General features: G+C 66.5%; 20 protein-coding genes. 6 read left to right on the forward strand and 14 right to left on the reverse strand.

Annotated features, from left to right (window positions below; translation table 11 throughout):
- Window positions 1–62: 62 nt before the first annotated feature.
- Window positions 63–536: a VOC family protein gene (locus G3N64_RS01795; RefSeq protein ID WP_205782061.1), complete on the forward strand. Its 474-nt coding sequence runs from the start codon at window positions 63–65 to the stop codon at window positions 534–536.
- A 137-nt stretch (window positions 537–673) separates the two neighbouring features.
- On the opposite strand, the gene G3N64_RS01800 is transcribed toward G3N64_RS01795, so the two are convergent.
- Both G3N64_RS01800 and G3N64_RS01805 read right to left on the reverse strand, forming a co-directional pair.
- Complete coding sequence (locus G3N64_RS01800) at window positions 674–1,465, reverse strand: AadA family aminoglycoside 3''-O-nucleotidyltransferase (RefSeq protein ID WP_205782062.1); 792 nt, start codon at window positions 1,463–1,465, stop codon at window positions 674–676.
- Between the two features lie 286 nt (window positions 1,466–1,751).
- A complete protein-coding gene (locus tag G3N64_RS01805) occupies window positions 1,752–2,201 on the reverse strand; it encodes an HU family DNA-binding protein (protein ID WP_011355701.1) in 450 nt (149 codons plus the stop codon).
- A gap of 257 nt (window positions 2,202–2,458) precedes the next feature.
- Between G3N64_RS01805 and G3N64_RS01810 the strand changes: the two genes are divergently transcribed.
- Window positions 2,459–3,577 carry an acyltransferase gene (locus G3N64_RS01810; RefSeq protein WP_205782063.1) on the forward strand — a complete coding sequence of 373 codons (1,119 nt, stop codon included), beginning with the start codon at window positions 2,459–2,461 and terminating at the stop codon, window positions 3,575–3,577.
- A 399-nt stretch (window positions 3,578–3,976) separates the two neighbouring features.
- Here G3N64_RS01810 and galU read toward each other — a convergent pair whose 3' ends face one another.
- Window positions 3,977–4,864, reverse strand: a complete 888-nt coding sequence (galU, locus tag G3N64_RS01815) for a UTP--glucose-1-phosphate uridylyltransferase GalU (protein ID WP_205782064.1) — start codon at window positions 4,862–4,864, stop codon at window positions 3,977–3,979.
- A gap of 230 nt (window positions 4,865–5,094) precedes the next feature.
- Window positions 5,095–5,238 (reverse strand): hypothetical protein, encoded by a 144-nt coding sequence (locus G3N64_RS01820; RefSeq protein ID WP_006479318.1) that lies wholly within the window; start codon window positions 5,236–5,238, stop codon window positions 5,095–5,097.
- A gap of 217 nt (window positions 5,239–5,455) precedes the next feature.
- On the opposite strand from G3N64_RS01820, the gene G3N64_RS01825 reads away from it, so the two are divergent.
- Window positions 5,456–6,631 carry an acyltransferase gene (locus tag G3N64_RS01825; protein ID WP_205782065.1) on the forward strand — a complete coding sequence of 392 codons (1,176 nt, stop codon included), beginning with the start codon at window positions 5,456–5,458 and terminating at the stop codon, window positions 6,629–6,631.
- A gap of 444 nt (window positions 6,632–7,075) precedes the next feature.
- Here G3N64_RS01825 and G3N64_RS01830 read toward each other — a convergent pair whose 3' ends face one another.
- Genes G3N64_RS01830 through G3N64_RS01840 form a run of 3 tightly spaced genes read right to left on the reverse strand, consistent with a single transcriptional unit; the run spans window position 7,076 to window position 13,256 of the window.
- Window positions 7,076–9,541 carry a glycosyltransferase family 4 protein gene (locus G3N64_RS01830; protein ID WP_205782066.1) on the reverse strand — a complete coding sequence of 822 codons (2,466 nt, stop codon included), beginning with the start codon at window positions 9,539–9,541 and terminating at the stop codon, window positions 7,076–7,078.
- Complete coding sequence (locus G3N64_RS01835; RefSeq protein WP_205782067.1) at window positions 9,538–11,004, reverse strand: oligosaccharide flippase family protein; 1,467 nt, start codon at window positions 11,002–11,004, stop codon at window positions 9,538–9,540. Before G3N64_RS01835 ends, G3N64_RS01830 begins: the two co-directional genes overlap by 4 nt.
- 35 nt (window positions 11,005–11,039) lie before the next feature.
- The gene (locus tag G3N64_RS01840; RefSeq protein WP_205782068.1) at window positions 11,040–13,256 is read right to left on the reverse strand and encodes a hypothetical protein; all 2,217 of its coding nucleotides are present in this window, start codon (window positions 13,254–13,256) and stop codon (window positions 11,040–11,042) included.
- 473 nt (window positions 13,257–13,729) lie between these two features.
- Between G3N64_RS01840 and G3N64_RS01845 the strand changes: the two genes are divergently transcribed.
- From G3N64_RS01845 to G3N64_RS01855, 3 genes are read left to right on the forward strand one after another with little or no spacing between them, the layout of a single operon-like run.
- On the forward strand, window positions 13,730–14,794 hold the full coding sequence (locus tag G3N64_RS01845; RefSeq protein ID WP_205782069.1) for an acyltransferase: 1,065 nt from the start codon (window positions 13,730–13,732) through the stop codon (window positions 14,792–14,794).
- 35 nt (window positions 14,795–14,829) lie between these two features.
- Entirely contained in the window at window positions 14,830–15,876 is a 1,047-nt protein-coding gene (gene gmd / locus G3N64_RS01850; RefSeq protein WP_205782070.1) for a GDP-mannose 4,6-dehydratase, read from the forward strand.
- A complete protein-coding gene (locus G3N64_RS01855; protein WP_205782071.1) occupies window positions 15,863–16,825 on the forward strand; it encodes an NAD-dependent epimerase/dehydratase family protein in 963 nt (320 codons plus the stop codon). The genes gmd and G3N64_RS01855 overlap by 14 nt, the downstream gene beginning before the upstream one ends.
- A gap of 96 nt (window positions 16,826–16,921) precedes the next feature.
- Here G3N64_RS01855 and G3N64_RS01860 read toward each other — a convergent pair whose 3' ends face one another.
- The 7 genes from G3N64_RS01860 to trpA form a co-directional block, all read right to left on the reverse strand.
- Window positions 16,922–18,112, reverse strand: coding sequence for an O-succinylhomoserine sulfhydrylase (locus G3N64_RS01860; RefSeq protein WP_205782072.1), 1,191 nt, complete (start codon window positions 18,110–18,112; stop codon window positions 16,922–16,924).
- A 245-nt stretch (window positions 18,113–18,357) separates the two neighbouring features.
- Complete coding sequence (gene purF / locus G3N64_RS01865) at window positions 18,358–19,890, reverse strand: amidophosphoribosyltransferase (RefSeq protein WP_069259541.1); 1,533 nt, start codon at window positions 19,888–19,890, stop codon at window positions 18,358–18,360.
- 51 nt (window positions 19,891–19,941) lie between these two features.
- Complete coding sequence (locus tag G3N64_RS01870; RefSeq protein ID WP_069251156.1) at window positions 19,942–20,436, reverse strand: CvpA family protein; 495 nt, start codon at window positions 20,434–20,436, stop codon at window positions 19,942–19,944.
- Window positions 20,437–20,442: 6 nt separating this feature from the next.
- Window positions 20,443–21,285 carry an SPOR domain-containing protein gene (locus G3N64_RS01875; protein ID WP_205782073.1) on the reverse strand — a complete coding sequence of 281 codons (843 nt, stop codon included), beginning with the start codon at window positions 21,283–21,285 and terminating at the stop codon, window positions 20,443–20,445.
- Between the two features lie 29 nt (window positions 21,286–21,314).
- A complete protein-coding gene (gene folC / locus G3N64_RS01880; RefSeq protein WP_205782074.1) occupies window positions 21,315–22,625 on the reverse strand; it encodes a bifunctional tetrahydrofolate synthase/dihydrofolate synthase in 1,311 nt (436 codons plus the stop codon).
- 100 nt (window positions 22,626–22,725) lie between these two features.
- A complete protein-coding gene (gene accD, locus G3N64_RS01885; protein WP_011355716.1) occupies window positions 22,726–23,598 on the reverse strand; it encodes an acetyl-CoA carboxylase, carboxyltransferase subunit beta in 873 nt (290 codons plus the stop codon).
- Between the two features lie 64 nt (window positions 23,599–23,662).
- Window positions 23,663–24,478, reverse strand: coding sequence for a tryptophan synthase subunit alpha (gene trpA / locus G3N64_RS01890; protein ID WP_205782075.1), 816 nt, complete (start codon window positions 24,476–24,478; stop codon window positions 23,663–23,665).
- Window positions 24,479–24,499: the final 21 nt, after the last annotated feature.

The following is a 24,499-nucleotide window of genomic DNA, read 5'->3' on the forward strand; positions in this document are numbered from 1 at the left end:
ATCCGTCGTATCGAGGTCGGCACGCGATGTGCGCCCCGACCCATACAGACAGGAGATACGCCATGACGATTCAGAAGATCACGCCTTTCCTCTGGTACGCGGCGGAAGCCGAAGAAGCCGCAGCCTTCTATGCGGGCATCTTTCCGGATTCGCGCATCGTGCGCGTCACGGCGGTGCCCGGCACCGACGGCACGCGGATGGTCGAGTTCGAGCTGTTCGGGCAGCCGTTCTTCGCGATGAGCCACCCGCGCACCGATACGTTCAACCACGCGATCTCGCTGCTGGTCAGCTGCGCCGACCAGGCGGAACTCGACCGCTACTGGAACGCCCTGCTCGACAACGGCGGCACGGCCGACGCCTGCGGCTGGCTGAGAGACCGCTACGGCGTCTCGTGGCAGATCGTTCCGGAAGCGCTGATCCCGATGGTGGCCGATCGCGACACGGTCAAGGCCACGCGCGTGGCCACCGCGATGATGCAGATGATCAAGCTCGACGACGCCGCATTGAAGGCCGCCTACGCCGGTACGGCGGGCTGACGAAGCAGCGCGTGCGCGATGACGCGCCGGGTCGCCGACAGGCATCCGGCTCGACCGCATGCGCGTGCGACTGCCGCGCCATTGCCGATGATCTGCATCGGCGTCGCCCCCAAACCGGCCGCGCGCGGCATCCGCCGCTACGTCGACAGCATCGATTCGACCGTTCGCCGCGCGTAGCCGATGAATGCGGCGAGGGGTTCGCCCGACAGGATCGCCGCATCTTCCTCGCCGCCGAGATAGGCGGCACGCGCCGCCGCGACAACCGGCCGGTAGGCTTCCGGCAAGCGTTCCAGTACCCATGTCGCCGCGACGTCCTTGGGCGCGATCCTGCCGGTCGCGGCGCTGTACCAGATGCGCGCGAGCGCGAGCACCACGTTGCACTCGTCGCCGCGCCAGTCCGGTTCGGCATTCCACTGCGCAACCGTCGCCAGCAGCGCAGAGACAAAATCCCGTGCAGGCACTTGCTCGAAAAGCGCCGCCGCCGGCGAGCCGACCAGCACGACACTGTGCTGCCGCACCTTCGTCAACAGGATCGCCAGATCGTGGTCGACGCGCGGAGGTTCAACGATGCCGGCCTCGAGGTCGTGACGCAGCCACTCGCCGAACTGCAGTTCGCGACGCGCCGGATGACGCCACGGCACGACCTCATCGTGCGCGACGACGGTCGCTTCCAGTGCGCGTATGCCGTAGGCGTGGCCGGGCGGCGCCGACACGGCGAGCAGGTCGAGCATCAGCGCACGCCGCGTCGATTCGTCGGGCCGGGCCGACACCGTCACCAGCAGGTCGACGTCGCTGCGCGGTTTCAGCCCGCCGTCGAACGCCGATCCGAACAGGTGGATCGCCTTCAGCATCCCGCCGAGATGCCGCTCGATCGTGTCGCACGCGGCAGCGACCTGGGCTGCGATTTCGCCGGGAATGAAGTCAGTCACGATGCGTGTGTCTCGCCATGCGCACGCAACAGGTGCAGCGAGCGCGACGGGTCGCGGCGGATCGACCGCGAGCACGAGCGAGGATACCGTTCGTCATCGCGCGTGCGCGGCACGTCATCCAGCATGCGTCACGCGTCGTCCCTGACCTTCCGCCATTTCACTGCTTCGCTGCTTCGCTGCCGCGCGATTTGCGCAGCGCAATAAAAATCCCCGCACGCTTTCGCGTACGGGGATCGTCGGACATCGCAACGGCTGCCGACATGCATTCGGCAGCCGTTGCGCAGCATTACGCTGCCGCGTCCTTCAGCTTCTTCAGCGCACGTGCCTTCACGCGCACGCTGGCCGGCTTCGCCGGGAACCAACGCTCTTCGCCCGTGAACGGATCCTTGCCGAAGCGCTTCTTCTTCGCCGGCACGACTTGTGCCGTGATCTTCAGCAGACCCGGCAGCGTGAACTCGCCCGCGCCCTTCTTGTGGACCGAGCCGAGCACGACGTTCTCGAGTGCGACGAGCACTGCCTTGACAGCCTTCACTTCGACAGCTGCGCGCTCAGCGATGTGCGTTGCGAGCGATGCCTTCGTGAACTTGTCCTTCAGCGGCGTCGGAGCAGCCGGTGCCGCCTTCGCGACAACCTTCTTGGCCACTACTTTCTTCGCGGGCGCAGCCTTTTTGGCAGCCACTTTCTTGGTGGCGGGTGCGGCAGCCTTCTTGGCCACCTTTTTTGCGGAAGTCGCCATGTTTCTCCTACCAGGTGTGGTCGTTGGATACACGAAGCGTGCAACGCGCGCGCTTCAACGCCGGATTCTACAAGCGCCTTGACGCTTCGTGCAGTACTTTTATGCGTTTTCGCGGGGTTTCCCGCAGGTTTTTTTGCATGCGACCGATTTCATCGACGCTCCAGCATCAAAAAACGCCTTCACGTAGGCACCCGAACGCGAATTACGTTCGATATTTGCGCACCTATACTGGGCTCGCTCAATGCCCGGATGCCTCCATGCGCGAAGCCAGATACGTCAAAGGACTCGACGGCCTGCGAGCCCTCGCCGTCATGCTCGTTTTCCTGTCCCACAAGGGCCACGTCCTTGCCGTCGACGTCGGCAAGCTTGGCGTGTGGACGTTTTTCCTCATCAGCGGATTCCTGATCGTCGGCGAGCTGCATCGCAACCGCCAGGCGGTCGAATGCGGCACCATGACGCGCCGCCACGCGCTCGCGCTGTTCCTCGCGAAGCGCGCGCTGCGGATCTTTCCCGTCTACTACCTGCTGCTCGCCGCGCTCGCGATCGCGCACGCGCTGTTCTACCAGCGCGGCGTCAATCTCGGGCTCGCGTGGCATGCGGCGTTCCTGTCGAATTACTGGATCGGCGTCGTCAAGGACGGCTGGCCGGGCTCCACGTCGCACTTCTGGAGCCTCGCGGTTGAACAGCAGTTCTATCTGATCGCGCCGCTCGCGCTGCTCGCGGTGCCCGCCGCGCGACACGTCGCGCTCGGCATCGCGGCCGTCGTGCTGTGCGCGCTCGCGCATCTCGCGCTCTACCTGTGCGACGCGTCGCCGGTGCTGATCTATGCGTTTTCCCCGTGGAATTTCGCGCTGATCGCACTCGGCGGCGTTGGCGCGATGGCGCTCGCCGATCGCGGCACGGCCGCCGTGCGCGGCGTTCCACCCGGCTGGCTCGGCGCGGCGGGTGTCGTGTTCTTTCTCGTGCTGCCCGCGTGCACGGCATTGCCCGACGCGCTCGCGGGGCTCGCGGATCTCGGCCTGTCCGCATCGCTCGGCGCGCTGCTGCTGTGGATCGTCAGCGAACCCGAGCATCCGGTCGTGGCGCTGCTCGACTGGGCGCCGCTCGTCTATCTCGGCACGATCAGCTACGGCTTCTACCTGTTCCACAACCTGATTCCGGCGCGCTTCGGCGTGCTGCCCGCGCACGTGGCGCACGTGGCCATACCGGAAATCGTCCGCGAAACGCTATCCGAGATGCTGCAGTTCGCGCTCGCCGTGCTGCTCGCGCACCTGTCCTGGCGCTATCTCGAAAAGCGGCTGCTCGACTTCAAGAAGCCGATCGCCGCGATGCTGGCCCGGCATTTCGTCGCGCGGCCGAGCACGTCGGCGCGTTGAACGCCACACGGACGCGGCAACGATCGAACGGGGAAAACGCGATTCAGACCACAGCTGGTGGCTGACGCTCGGCGAGCGAGGCGAGGCGCGGCGACATCGACAGGCGCCGGCAGAATCGGTGCGGTCACGAACATCAATGTGCATCGCGCAACCCGACCGCCGATCCGGTCACCCGGCCGCCCGCTGCGGCACCGGTTTCAGGCGTGACACCCTGCCTTGCCAGCGCACCCCGCTCCGCACGCAGTACCGCGCTCGAAGCAAACCCGCCAGGGCACACGCGCCGACGGCGCGCACCACGATCGCGCACCCACGCACCTGCACACGCAAAAAAGCCCCGGCGCGCGAGCGGCCGGGGCCAACGGAACAACCACCACCTGAAACGACGGAGCGCGCGGCTGCTTAGGCGACAGCAGCCAGCGTGGGCAAGCAGGTACGCAGATAGGCCTCGAATTCGCGGCTCACTTCCGGATGCTGGAGCGCGAGCTCGACGGTGGCCTTGAGATAGCCGATCTTGCTGCCGCAATCGAAACGCGTGCCGTAGTAGCGATACGCGAGCACCTGCTCGTTCGCGAGCAGCGACTGGACCGCGTCGGTCAGCTGCAGCTCGCCGCCGGCACCCGGCTTGAGCTTGCGCAGGTGATCGAAGATCGTCGGCATGAACACGTAGCGGCCGACCACACCGAGATTCGACGGCGCATCCTCGGGCGCGGGCTTCTCGATGATGCCCGACAGCTTGATGATGTCCTCTTCCCATTCGCGGCCTTCGACGACGCCGTACGAGCGGCTGTCCTCGCGCGGGATCGTCTCGACCCCGATCACCGAGCTGTGATAGTGGTCGAACACGTCGACGAGCTGCTTCAGCACCGGCTGTTCGCCGTGCAGCAGGTCGTCGGCGAGGATCACCGCGAACGGCTCGCCGTGCACCAGCTTCTCCGCGCACAGCACTGCGTGGCCGAGGCCGAGCGCTTCCGGCTGGCGCACGTAGAAGCAGTTGACGTGGCTCGGCTTGATGCCGCGCACGAGCTCGAGCAGCTTTTCCTTGCCGCGCGCCTCGAGCTCGGCCTCGATCTCGTAGGACTTGTCGAAGTGATCCTCGATCGCGCGCTTGCTGCGCCCGGTGACGAAGATCATCTCGGTGATACCGGCGTTGATCGCTTCCTCGACCGCGTACTGGATCAGCGGCTTGTCGACGACGGGCAACATTTCCTTCGGGCTCGCCTTCGTTGCCGGGAGGAACCGCGTGCCGAGACCGGCAACGGGGAACACGGCCTTGGTGACTTTCAACATGTTCGCATCCTGATTGCGTTGACTGCGCCGCGTCGACCTGCGACCCGGCGCGATTGTGTTCCGAACGGCATATCGAGAATCGACGGTACTGCCAATTCGACTCCGCTCATTTTCGATATGGACTGATTGCCCAATGATTCCGGAAAAAATATAATCCTTTCAACCCGGTCGATATTGCCGAACCGAGTGCCGAGACAGAAACAAATTACCGATTTTCCAGATACAAATTCTTACGATTCGAATTCCTCGATATAGGGCACGCCGCCCCGTTCGAGACCCGGGCGAATCGGTTCGTTCTTCAGCGCCTCGCGGTACGCCGACAGCACGGCCATGACCAGCAGTACTGCCGCGCTCGCGATCCAATGCATGTCCATCTTGCCGCTCCTTGCATCAATCAACTGGAGCTTCAAACTATCAGAAAAAAATCGGTAAATAATTGACCCGCCTCGCGGAACCGCTTTCGGAACGCGATAAAACCATGATGTGGAATTCCGATATTTCGCGGTGAGATTTTTTTATTCATTGATCGAATTCTTGCGCATTACGATTGGATGAAACTTCCCGTCCATCCGTCGCAAGGAATCGAATCGCATGCAAGCTTTCAGCGGATCGTCTCTGACCGCGCCGCCCGTCGCCGATCACAAGGAACACGTGATCGACGCGATGCGCGGCTTCGCGGCGCTGCTCGTCGCCTATTTCCACTGCCGCCAGGTCGTCTGGGTCGGCATGCAGAGCTTCCATCACGCTTACGGTCATGCGCTCACCCCGAGCGCGATCGCCGGCTACCTGACCTTCCCGTTCGCGTGGGGCTCCGCCGGCGTGCCGATCTTCTTCGTGATCAGCGGCTACTGCATCCACCGCAACGCGGCGCTCAAGCTCTCGGCCGATCCCGCGTACCGGCTCGACGCGCCGAACTTCTGGGTGCGCCGGTTCGCGCGCATCTACCCGGTGCTGCTCGCCGCGCTGCTGTTCACGCTCGCGCTCGACTCGGTCAGCCTGCAGATCGAGCCCGTCAGCCACAAGATCCGCGACGTCGGCCTCGTCGCGTTCCTCGTGAACCTGTTCTCGCTGCAGGGCGTCGCCGGCTACACGTACGGGTCGAACGGCGCGCTGTGGACGCTGTCGCTCGAAGTGCAGTTCTACGCGATCTACCCGCTGCTGTTCGCGATCCGCCGGCGCATCGGCATGCCGGCCGTCGTGGCCGCGGTCGCGCTCGTCAACGTCGCGTCGGCGTGGCTGCTCGAACGGCACGATCTGCAGTTCTTCACGTCGTACTGGCTGTCCTGGACGATCGGCGCGTGGATCGCCGACGTGCGGGCGCAGCAGGCGCGCGGCGCGGCCACCGTGCCGTCGCGCGCATGGTACGGCGCGGCCGCCGTGCTGCTGGCCGCCGGCTGCGGCGCGTTCCATTTCGGCCAGTACGGCGCGTTCCAGCTGTGGTCGGCCGGCTTCGCGTGCTTCCTGTACCGCGCGCTCGCCCGCCCGCCGCGCCCGACGCCGCCGCTGCGCGTGCTGAGCTGGTTCGGCGACTTCAGCTACTCGCTTTACCTGATCCACCTGCCGCTGTTCGTCTGCCTCGGCTCGGTGCTGTTCCATTCCGAGCTGCAGCTGTCGATCTGGCCGTCGTTCGCGTTCATGGCCGCCGCGATCCCGGTCGCGTACCTGTTCTACCGGATGTTCGAACGGCCTGCGATGACGTGGTCGGCCAGCTTCAAGCCGGCCCGCCCCGCCCGCGTCGTCACGCCGGCGCCCGAACGAGCCGTGTGACGCGGCCGGCCCGCGTTCCCGAGCCCCTGCGCGGCGTCCCGCTGCGCCGGGGCTTTTTCATGGCCTGAGCGCGCCGGCAGAGCTGGTTGACGGGGATGGGGCAGCCCTCCGGTCTCCGGCCGCGCTACGGCCCGCATGGGCCGTCTCAGACCGGCTTTCACCACGCGGACTGCCTGGGCGGGGCTTTCTGGCATCACCTTCTGGCATCACCTTCTGGCATCACCTTCTGGCATCACCTTCTGGCATCACCTTCTGGCATCACCTTCTGGCGTCACCTCCTCGCACCGCCCGCCGCACATCCCAATCGACGACCGGTCAAGCACGCCCTACACGGCGCGCAACAACCTGCCCGCCACTCGCTCGACCAAGCCCCCGCGCCGAAAAGCAAAGCCCCCACGCAGCGCACCGCCGCATGAGGGCCCGTTTCCTGCCGGCTCGCGCCGGCTACTGCTTCTTCGCCTTCGCGGCCTTCGCCGTATCCGCGAGGATCTTCTCGACCCGCTCCACGTAGGTTTCGGTGCCGAACCGGCGCACCGCGGTCGCCCGCCCGCTCGCGACCAGCCGCTCGCGCAGCGCGCCGTCGCGCTTCAGCGTATCCAGCGCATCGGCCAGCGCGGCCGCATCGCCCGGCGCGCAGAGCAGCCCGTTGTCACCATCTTCGATGATCTCGACGACGCCGCCCGCGCGGGCCGCGACGACCGGCCGGCGCGCGAGCATCCCCTCGACGATCACGCGCCCGAACGGCTCGGGCGTGATCGACGTGTGCGCAACGACGTCGACCGCCGTCATGCACGCGGCCACGTCGCGCTGGAACCCGAGGAAGTGCACGCGCCCGTCCATCCCGTGCCGCGCGACGGTTTCGTGCAGCTGCGCGGCGTATTCGTCCTCGCCGAACAGCGGCGCGCCGACCAGCACCACGTGCATGTCGGGATGCCGCGCGGCGGCCTCCAGCAGCACGTGCTGCCCCTTCCAGTGCGCGAGGCGGCTGAACGAACCGACGAGCCATGCGTGCTCGGGCAACCCCAGCCGCGCGCGCAGCGCGGCCTGGCTGACGCCTTCCAGCGCATCGAACGGCTCGGCCGAAATGCCGTTGAACACGACGTCGACGTGCTGCGGCGTGAAGCCCGTCAGCGCGCGAAACGCCTGCGCGGACGCGTCCGAGTTCGCGATCACGCGCGTGACCCCGAGCCGCGCGCAGTACTTGATCGCCAGCAACTGCTTGCTGCCGAAATGGTCGGTGCTGACGATGTCGCGCAAATGCCACACCACCGGCTTGCGTGCGAGCCGCCCGGCCAGCGCGGCCACCACCATCGCGCGCTGCGTGTTCGCGTAGATCACCTCGGCGCGGCGTGCACGGCGCGCGACTTCGCGCACCAGTCGCACGAGCTGCTTCAACGCGCCGACCGACACGCCACCCTGCTTGCGCACGCCCGCGAGCGCGCCCTGGTCGACCACGTCGACACGCGCGCCGATCTCGTCGAGCGCCGCGCGGAACGGGCCGTCGTCGAACAGCAGCACATCGGCGTTCGCGCGCATGTGCTTCATGATCTCGAGCAGCGACAGCTCGGCGCCGCCGAGCACGCCGCTCTGGTCGAGCACGAGCGTCGCCGGGCCGCGCGCGGCCGGCATCGGCGCGATGGCCGTGCCGCGCTGCGCGGTCGAGCCGGGCAGCGCGGCTTCCACGTAGTCGAGAAAGCGCCGCCGGAACGTATCGGCGGAAAACCGCTCCGCGTTCGTGCGGCAGGCGTTCGGGGTGAAGCGCTGCGGCGCGCGCTCGAAATCGTCGACGGCCGAGACGATCGCAAGCGGCGTCTGTTCGTCGAAAAAGAGCCCGGTCGGATTCAGGTTCGACTGCGGGTCGAGCACGGTTTCGAGCGCGCCGCCCTTGCCGTACGCGATCACCGGCGTGCCGCACGCCTGCGCCTCGACCACCGAGATCCCGAAATCCTCCTCCGCCGCGAACACGAACGCCTTCGCACGGCGCATCCGGTCGTGCAGCACCGCGAACGGCTGGTAGCCCATGATCTCGACGTTCGGGCCGGCCTTCGCGCGGATCTTCTGCATCTCGGGGCCGTCGCCGATTACGACGAGCTTGCGCTCGGGTGTACGCGAGAACGCGTCGACGATCAGGTCGATCTTCTTGTACGGCACCATCCGCGACGCGGTCAGGTAGAAGTCCTCCTTCTCCGCGTTCAGCGAAAACGCGTCGACGTCGACCGGCGGGAAGATCACCGCCGCGTCGCGGTGATAGACCTTCTTGATGCGCCGCGCGATGAACGCGGAGTTCGCGACGAAACCGTCCACCGCGTTCGCGGTGCGCGTGTCCCAGTTGCGGATGTAATGCAGGATCATCCGCGCGAGCAGCGATTTCGGCCCGTGCGTCAGGTTCGACTGTTCCAGGTACTGGTGCTGCAGATCCCACGCATAGCGGATCGGCGAATGCACGTAGCTGATGTGCACCTGGTCCGGCCCCGTCAGCACGCCCTTCGCGACCGCGTGGCTGCTCGAGATCACCAGGTCGTACTCGGACACGTCGAGCTGCTCGATCGCGAGCGGCATCAGCGGCAGGTAGCTGCGGTACTTGGTGCGTGCGAACGGCAGCTTCTGGATGAAGGACGTCGTCACCGGCTTGCCGCGCACGAACGCGCGATCGTCGAGGAAGTCGACGAGGCTGAACAGGTCGGCGTCGGGAAAGCACGCGACGATCTGCTCGAGCACGCGTTCGGCGCCCGCATAGGTGACGAGCCAGTCGTGGACGATCGCCACGCGCAGCGCGCGCGCCGGATGGCGCGCGCTGGCCCATTCGGCCGGCAGCGCCCGGCGTAGCGCGGCGGCATCGCCCGCGTCGGCCACGGCCGCATCGGCGGTGGCGAGATTCAATACGGCGTGTTCCGCCAGATCGCGATTCATACGGTTCTCCTCGCATTGAGACGGACAAACAGGTCGCGCACGAGCGCACGCAGCCCAGGGGTCATCGTGAGCGACCACGCAACATTCAGTAGCAGCACGACCGCGCAGATGCCGATCGACTCGACGAGCCCCGGCCACGCCTGCGCCAGAAACAGGCTCGCGAGCAGGAAGGCCAGGTGCGCGAGCATGTCGAGCACGATCGCGCGCATCCGGATCGCCGACAGGTACAGCAGCACGCCGTAGTCGACGAGCGCGCGCGCCGCGACGACCACCGCCGCGCCGATCAGCCCGAAGTGATGAATGCCGAACCACAGGCCGCCGACGAAGAACGGCATCTCGACGAGCCCGGCGAACGCCGCGCGGGCCGGGTTGACCTGCGACTGGATCAGGATCCGCGTGACGCTCGCCTGGCCGACGAGCCACACGCTGATCACCAGCACGCGGCCGACCGGCGCCGAATGCGCGGCGAGATCCGCGCCGACCCACAACGTGAGGAACGGCGCGAGCGCGAAGATCGCGACGATGCCGACCGGCGTGAACACGCCGTTCAGGAATTCGAGCGACTGGCGCGCGAGCGTGTCCGCATGGTCGCGGCCGACCGCCGACAGGCGCGGGAACAGCGTGCGCACGAGCGCGTTCGGCAGCATGTTCAGGCGCGTGACGAGGTTCTGCGGCACCGTGTAGTAGGTGACGAACTTCGCACCCATGCCGGCGCCGAGCATCACGCGGTCGAGCGTGTCGGCGATCATGCTCGTCGTGCTCGCGATCAGCATCCAGCCGCCGAAGTTGAACAGCCCTTTCGCGGTACCCCACTGCGGCGGATCGATGCGCCGGATCCCGAGCACCTTGATGCTGGCGTGACCGAGCATCACCGCCGCGACCAGGCGCGCGACGACCGCCGCGGCGAGCACCGTCTGCAGGTTCGGCGCGATCCACCACGCGGCGCCGAGCGGCAGCAGCTGGAACAGGAACGTGCCGATCGTCTGGTTCGTGTTGAACACGCCGAAGCGTTCGGCGCCGTTGATCGCGCCGGCGAACACCCACGACACGTTCGCCAGCGGAATCGCGAGCGCGAGCCACGGCAGCGCGAGATACACCTCGTGCTGCATCGCCGCCGACACCTTCGTGAAGTACGCGGTGTAGATGAACGCGCCGAAATAGATCAGCAGCCCGCCCACGATGCCGGTGCCGAGGTTCAGCCAGAACGCGCTCCAGAACACGCGCGCGCTTTCGTCGGCGTTGCCGCTCGCGAGCGCCTTCGAGATGTGGTTCTGCGCGGCCATGCTCATCCCGAGATCGAGGATCCCGAAATAGCCGATCAGCGTCCACACGAGGCTGACGACGCCGTAGCGTTCGACGCCGAGCGCGTGGATATAGGCGGGCACCGTCACCAGCGACACGAAGGTCGGCAGGATCAGCCCGATGAAGTTGATCGAAACGTTCTTGAGTATGCCTTTGTCCATGCTTCTGCCTTGTGTGACGTCGACGGCGCCGCCCGTCACGGTTTCCAGCGATACATCAGCACCTTGCCGCGCGCGTCTTCCTCGACGAACACGAGGTACTCGCCGTTCTCGCGCCGGAACGCGCTGATGCCGAACGGCACGTCGACCCAGCCGGATGCCTTGCCGACCTCGGCGCCCGGGCTCATCACGCCCACTTCCTTGCCGGTTTCCTTGTCGTACACGTGGATCTTGCCGACCGGTTCCACCCCGAACAGGTAGCGGCCCTCGGCCGTGATCCCGATCAGGTCGAAGATCGGCTTCGCGTCGAGCTGCCACGGCAGCGCGACCTGGTAGCGCACGACCGGCGAGCCCGTCGACCACTTGTCGAAGCGCACCAGCACGCGACCCACTTCCTTGTTGATGCCCGGCTGCGGCGGTGCGTCCGCCGTGTAACCGGTCACGTACAGCGTGTCCGTCTGCGCGTCGTAGATCGAGCGGCGCAGTTGCGTGAACGGCTGCGGCATCGGATAGGTCGTGACCTTGTCGTACGAGTAGATCGGGTTGCCGGCCTTGTCGACACCGCCATAGCCGAAGCGATGGATGCCGCGCACGTCGCTCGTGCGCCAGATGTCGCCCTTCGTGTCGACCCACCAGCCCCAGCCGCCCGCCTTCGCCTTGCCCGTCGTGTTGATCTCGAACTCGTCGGCATCCAGCCGGCCGTTGCCGTTCGCGTCGCGCCACAGCCAGTCGCCGCCCGGCGGCTTGTTCGGCACCTTGTCGACCGGCCGCGCGCGGCCCGCGATCAGGCCCGACGGAATCGCGACCTCGCCGTCGCGCTTCGCGTCGAAGCGGTAGATCTTCAGGTGGTCGGCGTACATGTCGGTCAGGTACAGGAACGTGCGCCCGTCGACGCGCCGCGCGAGCGGCATGCCGGGATACTGGTCCGTGTGGAACACGGGATCGTCCGGATACTTGAAGCGGTTCGACAGGAAACCGACGTATTTCCAGTCCTGGCCCGGCGGTTTCGACAGGTCGAGCTCGAAGCGCTTGTTGCCCGTGTACACGCTGTTCGGCCGCGCCGGGTCGAGCCACGCGCCGTCGACGAACAGCAGCCCCTGCACCTGCCAGCGCTGCTTGCCGTCCGGCGCGTAGCTTTCGAGCACCGCGCCGAGCCCCGCGCCGATCGTGTCGTGACGCGGCCCGATGCCGTTCATCGACACATAGACGTTGCCCGCACGGTCGACGCCGACGCCCGTCAGCCCGTTGAAACGCTGCGGCCCCGGCCGGCCGGGCACCGGGCCCGCGAGGATGCCGCCGCGCTCGCCGAGCGTGCCCGACTGCGCATAGCCCTTGCCGCCTTTCGAGAAGATCAGGATCTGCTGGCGCGGCCCGTTGTCCGCGACGAGCACGCGCCCTTTCGCGTCGACTGCCACGTCCACCGCGTCGGTGCCTTCCGGCAGCGCGGGCGCGTCGTCGAGCTTGCGGCCGTCCGCGCGCACGTGCGCCAGGTGCACGGGCCCGTTGATCGTATCCGTGAGCAGCCACAGCGTGCCGTCGCCCGCGAGCGCGATGCGGCCCGGCTCGTGCGCGCTCCACGTGCCCTTTTGCTGCATCGTCTCCGCGTCGTACACGTCCACCGCGTCGCGCGACGGATTCGTCGCGAACAGCGTCTTGTCGTCGGCCGCGAGGCCGCCGACTTCCGCCTTCTGCTCGCCCACTTCCGACCGCGCGGGCGCCGGCACCTCGTTCATCATCATGAAGCTCGCGGCCATCCGCGCGCGGCCGGTGTCCGCACGGCCGCCGGGTGCCACCTGCGGCGCCGCGCGGAACGGCGCGGGCTGCTTCATGTCGCCGATCGTGCGGCGCGAGATGCCGAACCACTGCTTGCCCTTGTCCGGCCAGATGCCGGGCGACTGCAGGTGGCCGCGCTCGTTGCCGACACCGATCGCCACGTACGCGTACTTGCTGTTCACGGCGATCGCGCTGCCGCCGAGGTTGCCCCAGCCGTGCGTGCCGCCGGCGAAGCCGAGCATCTTGCCGTCCTGGTAGACGCTCGCTTCGGCCCCACTCTCGTCCCACGGCGCATTCGTATACACCTTGCCTTCAGGCGTCACCGCGATCGCGCGGATGTCGATCTGCGTCCAGTTCCCGTCGCCATAGCCGAACGTGTTGCCGATCCACGACGTCGTCGCGGGCAACACCGTTTCGGCCGGTGCGGCGCTCGTCAGCAGCGTCGCGCATACCGTCGTGCCTACCAGAATCAGACGTCGCAATGCGCTTCTCCAGACTTGATGCAACAGCGACCGGGCCGCCACGGACTGCCGCCGGCGCACCCTGTCGCTAAATGGGTTTCAAACGTCGCGATGCAGGTTACAAGCAAAAATAATCACAAGAAATTTGGAAATATTTGGGGATGTTTCCGCGTGAAATATCGAACCGGAACAGATACATAAAGGCGCCCAAAAACGGCAATAACGACCGCTTTTCATTTTTCGATCCGTAGAAAATGCCGCCCCGCACCGCCTGCCGGGGCCTTCCGGGCGGCGACCTTGCATCCTGCGAACGGAATAATCGGCATTCGAATGTTTGTCGTCAGATAAATGACGCGCGTTTTTTTGCCGATTTCTTTTCCCTAGAATCGATTTCGATTCGATATTTCATTTAATGGCATGCATTACGTTCACGTTTACGCATCGGATGTGCGACACGCCCCGGCTCACGCCGCGCGTCGCGAAGGAGCGGCGCGATGACGGGCATCTCGCGACCCGCGGACCTCACCCCGCCGCAACACGGCCGCATCGTGCAGCTCGACGGGCTGCGCGCAATCGCGGTGGGCGCCGTGTTCCTGCAGCACGCGCTGAAGGCGCCGCTCTGGATGGGCGTCGACCTGTTCTTCGTGCTGAGCGGCCTGCTGATCACCGGCATCCTGCTCGATCGCAAGGCGCGCGGGCAGTCGTACTTCAGCCACTTCTACGCACGCCGCGTGCGCCGCATCCTGCCGCCGTACGTGCTGCTGCTGGTGGTGTCGACGATCCTGTTCGGTTCGAGCTGGCTGCCGCACTGGCCGTGGTTCGCGTTCTTCTCGACCAACATCGGGCTGTCGCTCGGCAGCATCGGCCACGACAGCCTGAACGTGCTGTGGTCGCTCGCGGTCGAGGAGCAGTTCTATATCTTCTGGCCGTTCGTCGTGCTGTGGTGCTCGGAGCGCGTGCTGCTGTGGGTCGCCGCCGCGCTGATCGTCGCGGCCCCCGTGCTGCGCGCGATCGCGACGCCGTGGTTCGACTCGTTCTGGCCGATCTACTACCTGACGCCGTTCCGGATGGACCTGCTCGCCGCGGGCGCGCTGCTCGCGATCGTGCTGCGTCGCGACCGGCGCGCGCTCGAGCCGTTCTATCCGCTCGCGATCGTCGGCGCGCTCGTGTCGCTCGCGATCCTCGGCTGGCTGCATCTGTCGTTCCCGCGCTTTCGCGCCGCGAACACGCCGCTGTCGAATGCGGCGCTCTACAGCATCTCGCTGCTGCTGTGCACGTCGATCGTCGTGATCGCACTGCGCGGCCGCGGCCTCGTGCAGCGTGTGCTGACGAACCCGATGCTCGTCTACGTGGGCACCGTCAGCTACACCGTGTACCTGATCCACCTCAGCGTGCTGTACGCGCTGTGGCCGCTGCACCTGAACCGCTTCGTGACGGCCGCGCTGGCGCTCGCGATCACGCTCGCGTACGCGACCCTGAGCTGGTACGGCTTCGAACGGCGCCTGACGCGCGGCCCCGCACGCCGCGCGCTGCCGGCCGCCGCCGGCACCACCGCCTGAATTTCATCCTCCATCGTTTCTATCAGGACAACGTCATGAGCCAAACTCGCAAGAAGGCCATCATTACCGGGATCTCGGGGCAGGACGGCGCCTACCTGACCAAGCTGCTGCTCGACAAGGGCTACGAGGTCACCGGCACCTACCGCCGCACCAGCTCGGTGAATTTCTGGCGCATCGCCGAGCTCGGCGTCGACACGCACCCGAACCTCACGCTCGTCGAGCACGACCTGACCGATGCGGGCTCGAGCCTGCGCCTGCTCGAACGCACGCAGCCGGACGAGTTGTACAACCTCGCCGCGCAGAGCTTCGTCGGCGTGTCGTTCGACCAGCCGACGACGACCGCCGAAGTGACGGGCCTGGGTCCGTTGAACCTGCTCGAGGCGATCCGCGTCGTGAGCCCGAAGACACGCTTCTACCAGGCCTCGACCTCCGAGATGTTCGGCAAGGTGCAGTCGATTCCGCAGACGGAAGCGACCTCGTTCTATCCGCGCAGCCCGTACGGTGTCGCGAAGCTGTACGCGCACTGGATGACGGTGAACTACCGCGAGTCGTACGGCCTGTTCGGCAGCAGCGGCATCCTGTTCAATCACGAGTCGCCGCTGCGCGGCCGCGAGTTCGTCACGCGCAAGATCACCGACACCATCGCGAAGATCAAGCTCGGCAAGGCGACCCGCCTCGAGCTCGGCAACCTCGACGCGAAGCGCGACTGGGGCTTCGCGCTCGAGTACGTCGAAGGCATGTGGCGGATGCTGCAGGCCGACGAACCCGACACCTACGTGCTCGCAACCAACCGCACCGAGACCGTGCGCGATTTCGTGCGGATGGCGTTCGCGGCGGCCGGCTACCAGATCGAATGGTCCGGCAAGGGTGAGCAGGAACGCGGCCTCGACGCGTCGACCGGCAACGTGCTCGTGGAAGTGAATCCGAAGTTCTACCGCCCTGCCGAGGTCGACCTGCTGATCGGCTGCGCCGACAAGGCCAAATCCAGGCTCGGCTGGGAACCGAAGACGACGCTCGAACAACTTTGCCAGATGATGGTCGAAGCGGATTTGACGCGGAATCAACACCATGACACGTTCTGAAACCGGACGCCCGTCGCGCCGTGCGTTCGTCACGGGCCTGACGGGCTTCACGGGCCGCTACATGGCCGAGCGCCTGCAGGCGGCCGGTTATGAGGTCTGGGGCACGGTCGCGCCTGGCGCGGCGCGGCCCGACGATCCGGCCTTCGCGCACTGCACGCTGCTGCCCGTCGACCTGCTCGACGCGGACGCGATGCGCGCGGCCGCGGCCGACGCGCGGCCCGATGCGGTCGTGCATCTCGCCGCGCGCGCGCATGTCGCGCAGGACGAGCCGTCGCAAACTTACGCGGTCAACATCGTCGGCACGCGCAACCTGCTGGCTGCGCTTGCGGGACTCGACCGCCTCCCGTCGGCCGTGCTGCTCGCCAGCAGCGCGAACATCTACGGTAATTCGACGGCCGGCGTGCTCGACGAAACCGTCGCCCCCGCCCCGGCGAACGACTACGCGGTCAGCAAGCTCGCGATGGAATACGCGGCGAAGCTGTGGGCCGACCGGCTGCCGATCGTGATCGCGCGGCCGTTCAACTACACGGGTGTCGGCCAGAACGATGCGTACCTGCTGCCGAAGCTCGTCGCGCACTACGCGCGCAACGCACCGCGCATCTCGCTCGGCAATCTCGACGTGAGCCGCGATTTCTCCGACGTGCGCGACGTGACGGCCGCGTACCTGAAGCTGGTCGAAGCCGCGCCGGCCGGCGAGACGTTCAACGTCTGCTCGGAGCGCGCGTATTCGTTGAAGGAAGTATTGGCGATGCTGTCGCGCATCGCCGGTTACGTGATCGACGTGACGATCGATCCGCGTTTCGTGCGACACAACGAGGTGAAGAGCCTGAGCGGGTCGCGCGACAAGCTGCGGCGCGCGGTGGGCGACCTGCCCGTCACGCCGCTCGACGAAACGCTGCGATGGATGGTGGACGCGATGCGCGATACCCCGCACGGGCACGCCGGCTGAGTCCGGCGACACACGTTCCTCGCCAGCCTGAAAAGACAACGGGCCGCTCGGTCGAGCGGCCCGTTGTCATGTCGACCGTGAAACCGGTCGCCCCGCTCAGCCTTCGAGGCCGCGCGCGAGGTCGTTGCGGATGTCGCCCGCGTCTTCCAGGCCGACCGACAACCGGATCAGCCCTTCGCTGATCCCCGCTGCCGCGCGCGCTTCCGGCGTGATGCGGCCGTGCGTGGTCGTCGCGGGATGGGTAATGGTCGTACGCGTGTCGCCGAGGTTGCCGGTGATCGAGATCAGCGTCGTGTTGTCGATCACGCGCCACGCATTCGCGCGCTGCTGTTCGGGCGTATCGCCCTTCAGCTCGAACGACAGGATCGACCCGCCTGCCTTCTGCTGACGCTTCGCGAGTTCATGCTGCGGGTGCGATTCGAGGCCCGGATGGAACACGCGCGCGACGGCCGGATGCGAATCGAGCCAGCGCGCGATCTCCAGCGCGTTCGCCGATTGCTTCTCGACACGCAGCGACAGCGTCTCCATCCCCTTCAGCAGCACCCACGCGTTGAACGCCGACAGCGTCGGGCCCGCGCTGCGCACGAACGGGAACACCTTGCCCATGATGAATTCCTTCGAGCCGACCAGCGCGCCGCCGAGCACGCGGCCCTGGCCGTCGAGGAATTTCGTCGCCGAGTGCATCACGACATCCGCGCCGAGCTTCAGCGGCTGCTGCAGCACCGGGCTGCAGAAACAGTTGTCGACGACGAACAGCGCATTCGATGCCTTCGCGATCTTGCCGATCGCCTCGATGTCGGCGAGTTCGGTCAGCGGGTTCGACGGCGTCTCGAGGAAGAACATCTTCGTTTCCGGCCGCACGGCTTCCTTCCACGCGTTCAGGTCGGTCGGGTCGACGAAGGTCGTCGTGATCCCGAACTTGCTGAAGATCTGCGAGAACATCCCGAGCGTCGAGCCGAACAGGCTGCGCGAGCTGACGAGGTGGTCGCCGGCCTGCAGCGCGGCCATCACGACCGACATGATCGCGGCCATCCCCGACGCCGTCGCGATGCAGGCCTCGCCGCCCTCGAGCGCCGCGAGACGCTCCTGGAACATGGTGACGGTCGGGTTCGTGAAGCGCGAATAGGTGAAGTAGTCTTCCGAATTCGCGAAGCGCTCGGCCGCGTCGGCCGCGCTCTGGAAGCAGAAGCTCGACGTGAGGAACAGCGCTTCCGAGTGCTCGTTGAAGTCGCTGCGCAGCGTGCCCGCGCGCACGGCAAGCGTGTCGAAGTTGAGGGAGTCGTCCATGTTCCGTTTTCCGTATTCGATGGCCGCGCATGTCGCGCGGACCCAGTCAAAACCAGGCCAAAACAAAAAGCCCGCTATGCGTCGGCATCAGCGGGCTTCGGTGCGGTACGACAGCGATCGACTCGGGCCGGTTGCCACCGGCCTTCGCTTTAGCTGTTTTGGGAAGTCGCCCCGCGTCCGCAAGCTGATATCAAATCGACGCAAGGCCACATCCTATCACGCCTCGTCAAAAGCGTGCGACGGTGTCACTCGACCGACAGCTGCAGGTTCATCTGCGAGCGTTCGGTGTCGCCGGCCGTATCGCGATCGGCCTGCGATGCCGGCGTGAGGCGCGCGCGCTCGATCGCATCGAGATACTCGGGCGTCACGTCGCCGGTGATGTAGTTGCCGTCGAAGCACGACGCCTCGAAGCGTTCGAGCTTCGGGTTGATGTCGCGCACCGCGCGGCGCAGGTCGTCGACATCCTGGTAGATCAGGTGGTCGGCGCCGATGATCTTCGCGACTTCTTCATCGGTGCGGCCGTGTGCGACGAGTTCGCCGCGCGTCGGCATGTCGATGCCGTACACGTTCGGGAACTTCACGGGCGGCGCGGCCGACGCGAAGATCACCGACTTCGCGCCCGCATCGCGCGCCATCTGCACGATTTCATGCGAGGTCGTACCGCGCACGATCGAATCGTCGACGATCAGCACGTGCTTGTCCTTGAACTCGATGCTCATCGCGTTGAGCTTCTGGCGCACCGACTTCTTGCGCACGGCCTGCCCCGGCATGATGAAGGTCCGGCCGACGTAGCGGTTCTTGAAGAAGCCTTCGCGGTACTCGACGCCGAGCTTCGCGGCGACCTGCATCGCAGCCGGACGCGACGAATCGGGAATCGGCATCACGACGTCGATCGGCACGTTCGGCAACTCGCGCTTGATCTTCTCGGCGAGATAGTCGCCCATGCGCAGGCGCACGTTGTAGACGGGCACGCCGTCGAGGCACGAATCCGGACGCGCGAGGTACACGTATTCGAACATGCACGGATTCAGCGTCGGCTGCTCCGCGCACTGCTGGCTGTGGAAATTGCCGGCCGGGTCGATGAAGATCGCCTCGCCCGGCTGCACGTCGCGGACGAACTCGAAACCGATGCCTTCGACGGCCACCGACTCCGATGCGACCATCCACTCGGTGCCGTGCTCGGTCTCGAGCTTGCCGATGCAGAGCGGGCGGATGCCGAACGGATCGCGGAACGCGAGCAGGCCGTAGCCGGCGATCAGCGACACGATCGCATACGAACCCTGCAGGCGGCGATGCACGCCCGAAACCGCCTTGAACACCGATGCCGGATCGAGCTCGAGGCCGGTAGTCGACAGTTGCAGCTCGTGCGCGAACACGTTGAGCAGCACTTCGCTGTCGGAATTGGTGTTGATGTGCCGGCGGTCGATCCGGAACATCTCGTCCTTCAGTTGTTGCCAGTTCGTCAGGTTGCCGTTGTGCGCGAGGATGATCCCGAACGGCGCGTTCACATAGAACGGTTGTGCCTCGGCTTCGCTCGACGCCGAGCCGGCCGTCGGGTAACGCACCTGGCCGATGCCGTAGGTACCGGGCAGGCTGCGCATGTTGCGCGTGCGGAACACGTCGCGCACCATGCCGTTCGCCTTGTACATGTGGAAATTGCTGCCGTCCGCCGTCGCGATGCCCGCTGCGTCCTGACCGCGATGCTGCAGCAGCAGCAGGCTGTCATAGATCAGCTGGTTGACCGGGGATTGGGAGATAACACCTACGATGCCGCACATGGCATGTCCTTCAGAATGACAAAATCGGTTCCGTCCTGCCCGGCCGCGTCGTCACACGCGTACGTACTGGGCCATGCCGTCGGGCAGGAGCTGCTTCAGCTCATGCACGCCCTGCTCGGCGAAAGGACGCAATAGCGCATTGCGCCAGAATTCCTGTTTGGGCAGTTCGGTCAGCCCGGCCGCCGCGACCAGCAGCACCACCAGCACGCAGCCGCGAACGAGCCCGAACATCATGCCCAGCGAGCGGTCGACACCGCCCAGGCCGCTCGCCTGCGCGATCCGCGACAGCAGCGCGTTCGCAACGCCGGCGACCAGCACCACGCCGATCACGACCAACGCGAAGGCGATCACCCACTGCGTCAGCGCACCGCCCGGCCAGTTCGCCGGGATATACGGCACGACCAGTCCGACGTAGCGGCCCGCGATCACGATCGCCGCGATCCAGCCGATCAGCCCGAAAATCTCGGACACGAAGCCGCGCCACGCACCGCGCAGCGCCGACAACGCGATCACCGCCAATACAGCGTAGTCGAAAGCCGTCAGCATCGCGCGTTACTGCGTCAGACCGGCTTCGCGCACCTTCGCGATCGCGGCGGAAGCCGCCGCGCGATCTGCGAACGGGCCCGCACGCAACAGTGTAGCCGTGCTGCCGTCCGCCTGCTTGCGATGCTCGACATATGCGGGCACGCCCGCCGATTTCAACTTGGTGGCCCACGAACGGGCGGTTGCGTCGTCCTTGAACGAACCGAGCTGCACCGCGAAGCGCGCACCGGCCGGCGACGACGGCGACGAAACGTCGCCGCTGTCCGGGCTCGCAGCGTCGGCATTCGCGACAGCCGCGGGCGCGGGCTTCGGCGCAGCCGGCTTCGCCACGGGCGCGGCCGGTTTCGGCGCGGGCTTCGGCGGCGTCACGCTCGCCGTGGTCGTGGTCGTGGTATCGGGTTTCGCGGCCGGCTTGTCGGCGGCCTTCGGCGCGGGCGCCGGTGCAGCCGCAACGGCGACATCGGATGCCGGCGGTTCGTCGTGCGCAACGCCTGCCTGCACATCGGATGCATCGTCGTCACGCGGCGCGACCGCCTGGTGCGCGGGCCGGTTCGGAATGTCGATCGCGATATCGTCCGTCACCGGCTTCGGGTGCGAATCGAGCACCATCGGCAGCACGATCACGGCGGCGGCGACGAGCGCAATCGCGCCGACGAGGCGACGGCGTGCGCGTTGCTTTTCTGGAAGGGTCGGATCGAGGAGCAGTGCGTCCGATTCCGGACGCTCGGTGCGGCGCGAGCGGCGCTCGACGCGTTCAGTGCGCTCCGTGCGCACGTTCCGGGAGGTCCCGGTGCGACCGCCGCGCCGCGGAGGCGCGTCGTCGTCTTTTTTGCCGAACGAGAAAATTCCCATGAATGGCTGAGTCCGAAACTGCCCGTCAGTCAGTGTTGCTGCGATTTACGGTAGGCCAGCACGCCGGCAACCGTATGGAAACTGCCGAAAACCACGATTCTATCATTCTCGGATGCTCTTTTTAGTGCATCGCGAAACGCTTCGGCAGGCGACGTGTAACGCGTGACGCTCGAATCGGGCCCCTCCTCCACGCCGGCCTTGCGCAGCGCGGCTTCGAGCTGCTCCGCGGAGGCCGCGCGCGGCAGCGGCAGGTCGGTCACGCACCAGTGGTCGACCTCCCCCTTCAGGTGCTGCAGCACGCCGTCGATGTCCTTATCGTGCATCGCGCCGAACACCGCGTACGTGTACGGGAAGAAACCCATGTTGCCGAGGTTCTGCTCGAGCACGGCCGATGCATGCGGGTTGTGCGCGACGTCGAGCACGATCGCCGGCTTGCCGGGCAGCACCTGGAAGCGCCCCGGCAGCTCGACGTTCGCGAGGCCGAGCCGGATGTCCTGCGCCGACACCGGCAGCACCGGGCGCAGCGCTTCGAGCGCGGCGAGCGCGGCCGATGCATTGATCAGCTGATTCGCGCCGCGCAGCGCCGGATACGCGAGCGCCGGATAGCGCTTCTCGCGACCGAGGTAGCTCCACTGCTGGCGCTCCGCGCCTGCCTGCGCCTCGTAGCGGAAATCGCGGCCGACGAGCCACAGGTCGGCGCCGATCGCTTCGGCGTGATCGATCAGCGTTTGCGGCGCGGCCGGATCGCCGCAGATCGCCGGCTTGCCGGCACGGAAGATCCCGGCCTTCTCGAACGCGATCTTCTCGCGCGTGTCGCCGAGATATTCGGTGTGGTCGATGTCGATGCTCGTGACGATCGCGCAATCGGTATCGATGATGTTCACCGCATCGAGCCGGCCGCCGAGGCCGACTTCGAGGATCACCGCATCGAGCCCGCGCGACGCGAACAGGTGCAGGATCGCGAGCGTCGTGAATTCGAAGTACGTGAGCGACACGGGCTCGGGCAGCGACGTGCGCGCGGCTTCGACGGCCTCGAAGTGCGGCAGCAGTTCGGCATCGGTGACGTTCTGCCCGTTCACGCGCGCGCGCTCGTTGAATTCGAGCAGGTGCGGCGACGTGTGGCAGCCGACCTTGTAGCCCGCGCGCACGAGGATCGTCTCGAGGAACGCACAGGTCGAGCCCTTGCCGTTCGTGCCGCCGACGGTGATGACCGGGCACGCGAATTCGAGCTGCAGCGCCGCCTTGACCTGCCCGATGCGGGTCAGGCCCATGTCGATGCCGACCGGGTGCGCGCGTTCGAGATGCGAAAGCCACGCGTCGAGAGTGGGAAAAGTGCTCATCGGTTCAAATCTGGATCGGGATCGCCACTACGCCAAAAAACGAAGCGCGCCGCCTGACGCTGAAGCCAGGCGGCGCGCAGTGTTCACAACCTCGCGCCGGTCAGGCCAGCGCGTCGGCCGGTTGCCGCTGCAGCAGCGCGAGCAGTTGCGCGATCTCGTCGCGCAGCTTGCGACGGTCGACGATCATGTCGATCGCGCCCGTCTTCAGCAGGAATTCGGCGCGCTGGAAACCTTCCGGCAACTTCTCGCGGACCGTCTGCTCGATCACGCGCGGGCCGGCGAAGCCGATCAGCGCCTTCGGTTCGGCGATCACGACGTCGCCGAGGAACGCAAAGCTCGCCGACACGCCACCCATCGTCGGATCGGTCAGCACCGAGATGAACGGCAGCTTCGCTTCGGCCAGCTTGGTCAGCATCGCGGTGGTTTTCGCCATCTGCATCAGCGACAGCAGGCTTTCCTGCATCCGTGCGCCGCCCGAAGCGGTGAAGCAGATGAACGGCACCTGCTGCTCCAGCGCGTTCTGCGCGCCGCGTGCGAAGCGCTCGCCGACCACCGAACCCATCGAGCCGCCCATGAACGAGAACTCGAAGCAGGCCGCGACCACCGGCAGCGTGTGGATCGCACCGCCCATCACGACCATCGCGTCGGTTTCGCCCGTGTCGTCCATCGCTTCCTTCAGACGATCGGGGTACTTGCGGCTGTCCTTGAACTTCAGCGTGTCGACCGGCACGATTTCCTGGCCGATCTCGTAGCGGCCTTCCGGATCGAGCAGCCCGTCGAGGCGCTCACGCGCACCGATACGCATGTGGTGATCGCACTTCGGGCACACGTGCAGGTTCGCGTCCACGTCGTTGCGGTACAGCACGGCCTCGCAGGACGGGCACTTGACCCACAGGCCTTCCGGAATGCCCTTGCGGCTTTTCGGGTCGGTCTGCTTGATCTTCGGCGGCAACAGTTTGTCGAGCCAGCTCATCGTATGGTTTCCTGTTCCGTGGCGGGCCGGGCCGCATCGCCCGTTCCCGCTTCCTGTGTTGTGTTTATCGCGCCGTCTTGCCCGCGCCGTCCAGGGCGGCGCGCAGCTCGGCGATGAAAGTCTTCAGCGCGGCGGCAGCACCCTCCGGCGCAGCGCTTTCGAGCAGCTGCACGAGGCGGCTGCCGATCACGACGGCGTCCGACACCTCGGCCACCGCGCGCGCCGTTTCGGCGTCGCGGATGCCGAAGCCGACGCCCACCGGAACCGGCACGCGCGACTTGATGGCCGGGATTTTACCCGCAATGCTCGAAACATCCAGATTTCCTGCGCCGGTCACGCCCTTGAGCGACACGTAATACACGTAGCCGCTCGCGATCTTGCCGACGTCGGCGATGCGTTCGTCGGTCGACGTGGGTGCGAGCAGGAAGATCGGATCGATCTGCGCGGCGCGCATTTTCTCGGCGAACACGCCCGCCTCTTCCGGCGGATAGTCGACGACGAGCACGCCGTCGACACCGGCCGCGTGAGCTTCGGCCGCGAACGCGTCGACGCCCATCCGCTCGATCGGGTTCGCATAGCCCATCAGCACGACGGGGGTTTTGGGGTCGGTTTCGCGAAAGCGCTTCACGTCGGCAAGCACGCTCTTCAGCGTGACGCCGCGCGCGAGCGCGCGTTCCGACGAGCGCTGGATCACGGGGCCGTCGGCCATCGGGTCCGAGAACGGCACGCCGAGTTCGATCACGTCCGCGCCGCCTTCGGCGAGCGCGTGCATGAATTCGACGGTCTTGGCGGGGTCGGGATCGCCGGCCGTGATGAACGGGATCAGGCCCTTACGGCCTTGTTCGGCGAGCGCGGCGAAGGTCTGCTGAATACGGGACATGGCAATTTTCCTAAATGCGTT

Origin of the sequence: Burkholderia sp. Ac-20344 (genome assembly GCF_017104975.1) — a bacterium.
GTDB lineage: Bacteria > Pseudomonadota > Gammaproteobacteria > Burkholderiales > Burkholderiaceae > Burkholderia.

Bases quoted from the DNA above. Each gene is read 5' to 3' on its own strand.
- G3N64_RS01795 (WP_205782061.1), top strand. From the start codon at position 63: ATGACGATTCAGAAGATCACGCCTTTCCTCTGGTACGCGGCGGAAGCC.
- G3N64_RS01805 (WP_011355701.1), bottom strand. From the start codon at position 2,201: ATGGCGACTTCCGCAAAAAAGGTGGCCAAGAAGGCTGCCGCACCCGCC.
- G3N64_RS01810 (WP_205782063.1), top strand. From the start codon at position 2,459: ATGCGCGAAGCCAGATACGTCAAAGGACTCGACGGCCTGCGAGCCCTC.
- galU (WP_205782064.1), bottom strand. From the start codon at position 4,864: ATGTTGAAAGTCACCAAGGCCGTGTTCCCCGTTGCCGGTCTCGGCACG.
- G3N64_RS01820 (WP_006479318.1), bottom strand. From the start codon at position 5,238: ATGGACATGCATTGGATCGCGAGCGCGGCAGTACTGCTGGTCATGGCC.
- G3N64_RS01825 (WP_205782065.1), top strand. From the start codon at position 5,456: ATGCAAGCTTTCAGCGGATCGTCTCTGACCGCGCCGCCCGTCGCCGAT.
- G3N64_RS01830 (WP_205782066.1), bottom strand. From the start codon at position 9,541: ATGAATCGCGATCTGGCGGAACACGCCGTATTGAATCTCGCCACCGCC.
- G3N64_RS01835 (WP_205782067.1), bottom strand. From the start codon at position 11,004: ATGGACAAAGGCATACTCAAGAACGTTTCGATCAACTTCATCGGGCTG.
- G3N64_RS01845 (WP_205782069.1), top strand. From the start codon at position 13,730: ATGACGGGCATCTCGCGACCCGCGGACCTCACCCCGCCGCAACACGGC.
- gmd (WP_205782070.1), top strand. From the start codon at position 14,830: ATGAGCCAAACTCGCAAGAAGGCCATCATTACCGGGATCTCGGGGCAG.
- G3N64_RS01855 (WP_205782071.1), top strand. From the start codon at position 15,863: ATGACACGTTCTGAAACCGGACGCCCGTCGCGCCGTGCGTTCGTCACG.
- G3N64_RS01860 (WP_205782072.1), bottom strand. From the start codon at position 18,112: ATGGACGACTCCCTCAACTTCGACACGCTTGCCGTGCGCGCGGGCACG.
- purF (WP_069259541.1), bottom strand. From the start codon at position 19,890: ATGTGCGGCATCGTAGGTGTTATCTCCCAATCCCCGGTCAACCAGCTG.
- G3N64_RS01870 (WP_069251156.1), bottom strand. From the start codon at position 20,436: ATGCTGACGGCTTTCGACTACGCTGTATTGGCGGTGATCGCGTTGTCG.
- G3N64_RS01875 (WP_205782073.1), bottom strand. From the start codon at position 21,285: ATGGGAATTTTCTCGTTCGGCAAAAAAGACGACGACGCGCCTCCGCGG.
- folC (WP_205782074.1), bottom strand. From the start codon at position 22,625: ATGAGCACTTTTCCCACTCTCGACGCGTGGCTTTCGCATCTCGAACGC.
- accD (WP_011355716.1), bottom strand. From the start codon at position 23,598: ATGAGCTGGCTCGACAAACTGTTGCCGCCGAAGATCAAGCAGACCGAC.
- trpA (WP_205782075.1), bottom strand. From the start codon at position 24,478: ATGTCCCGTATTCAGCAGACCTTCGCCGCGCTCGCCGAACAAGGCCGT.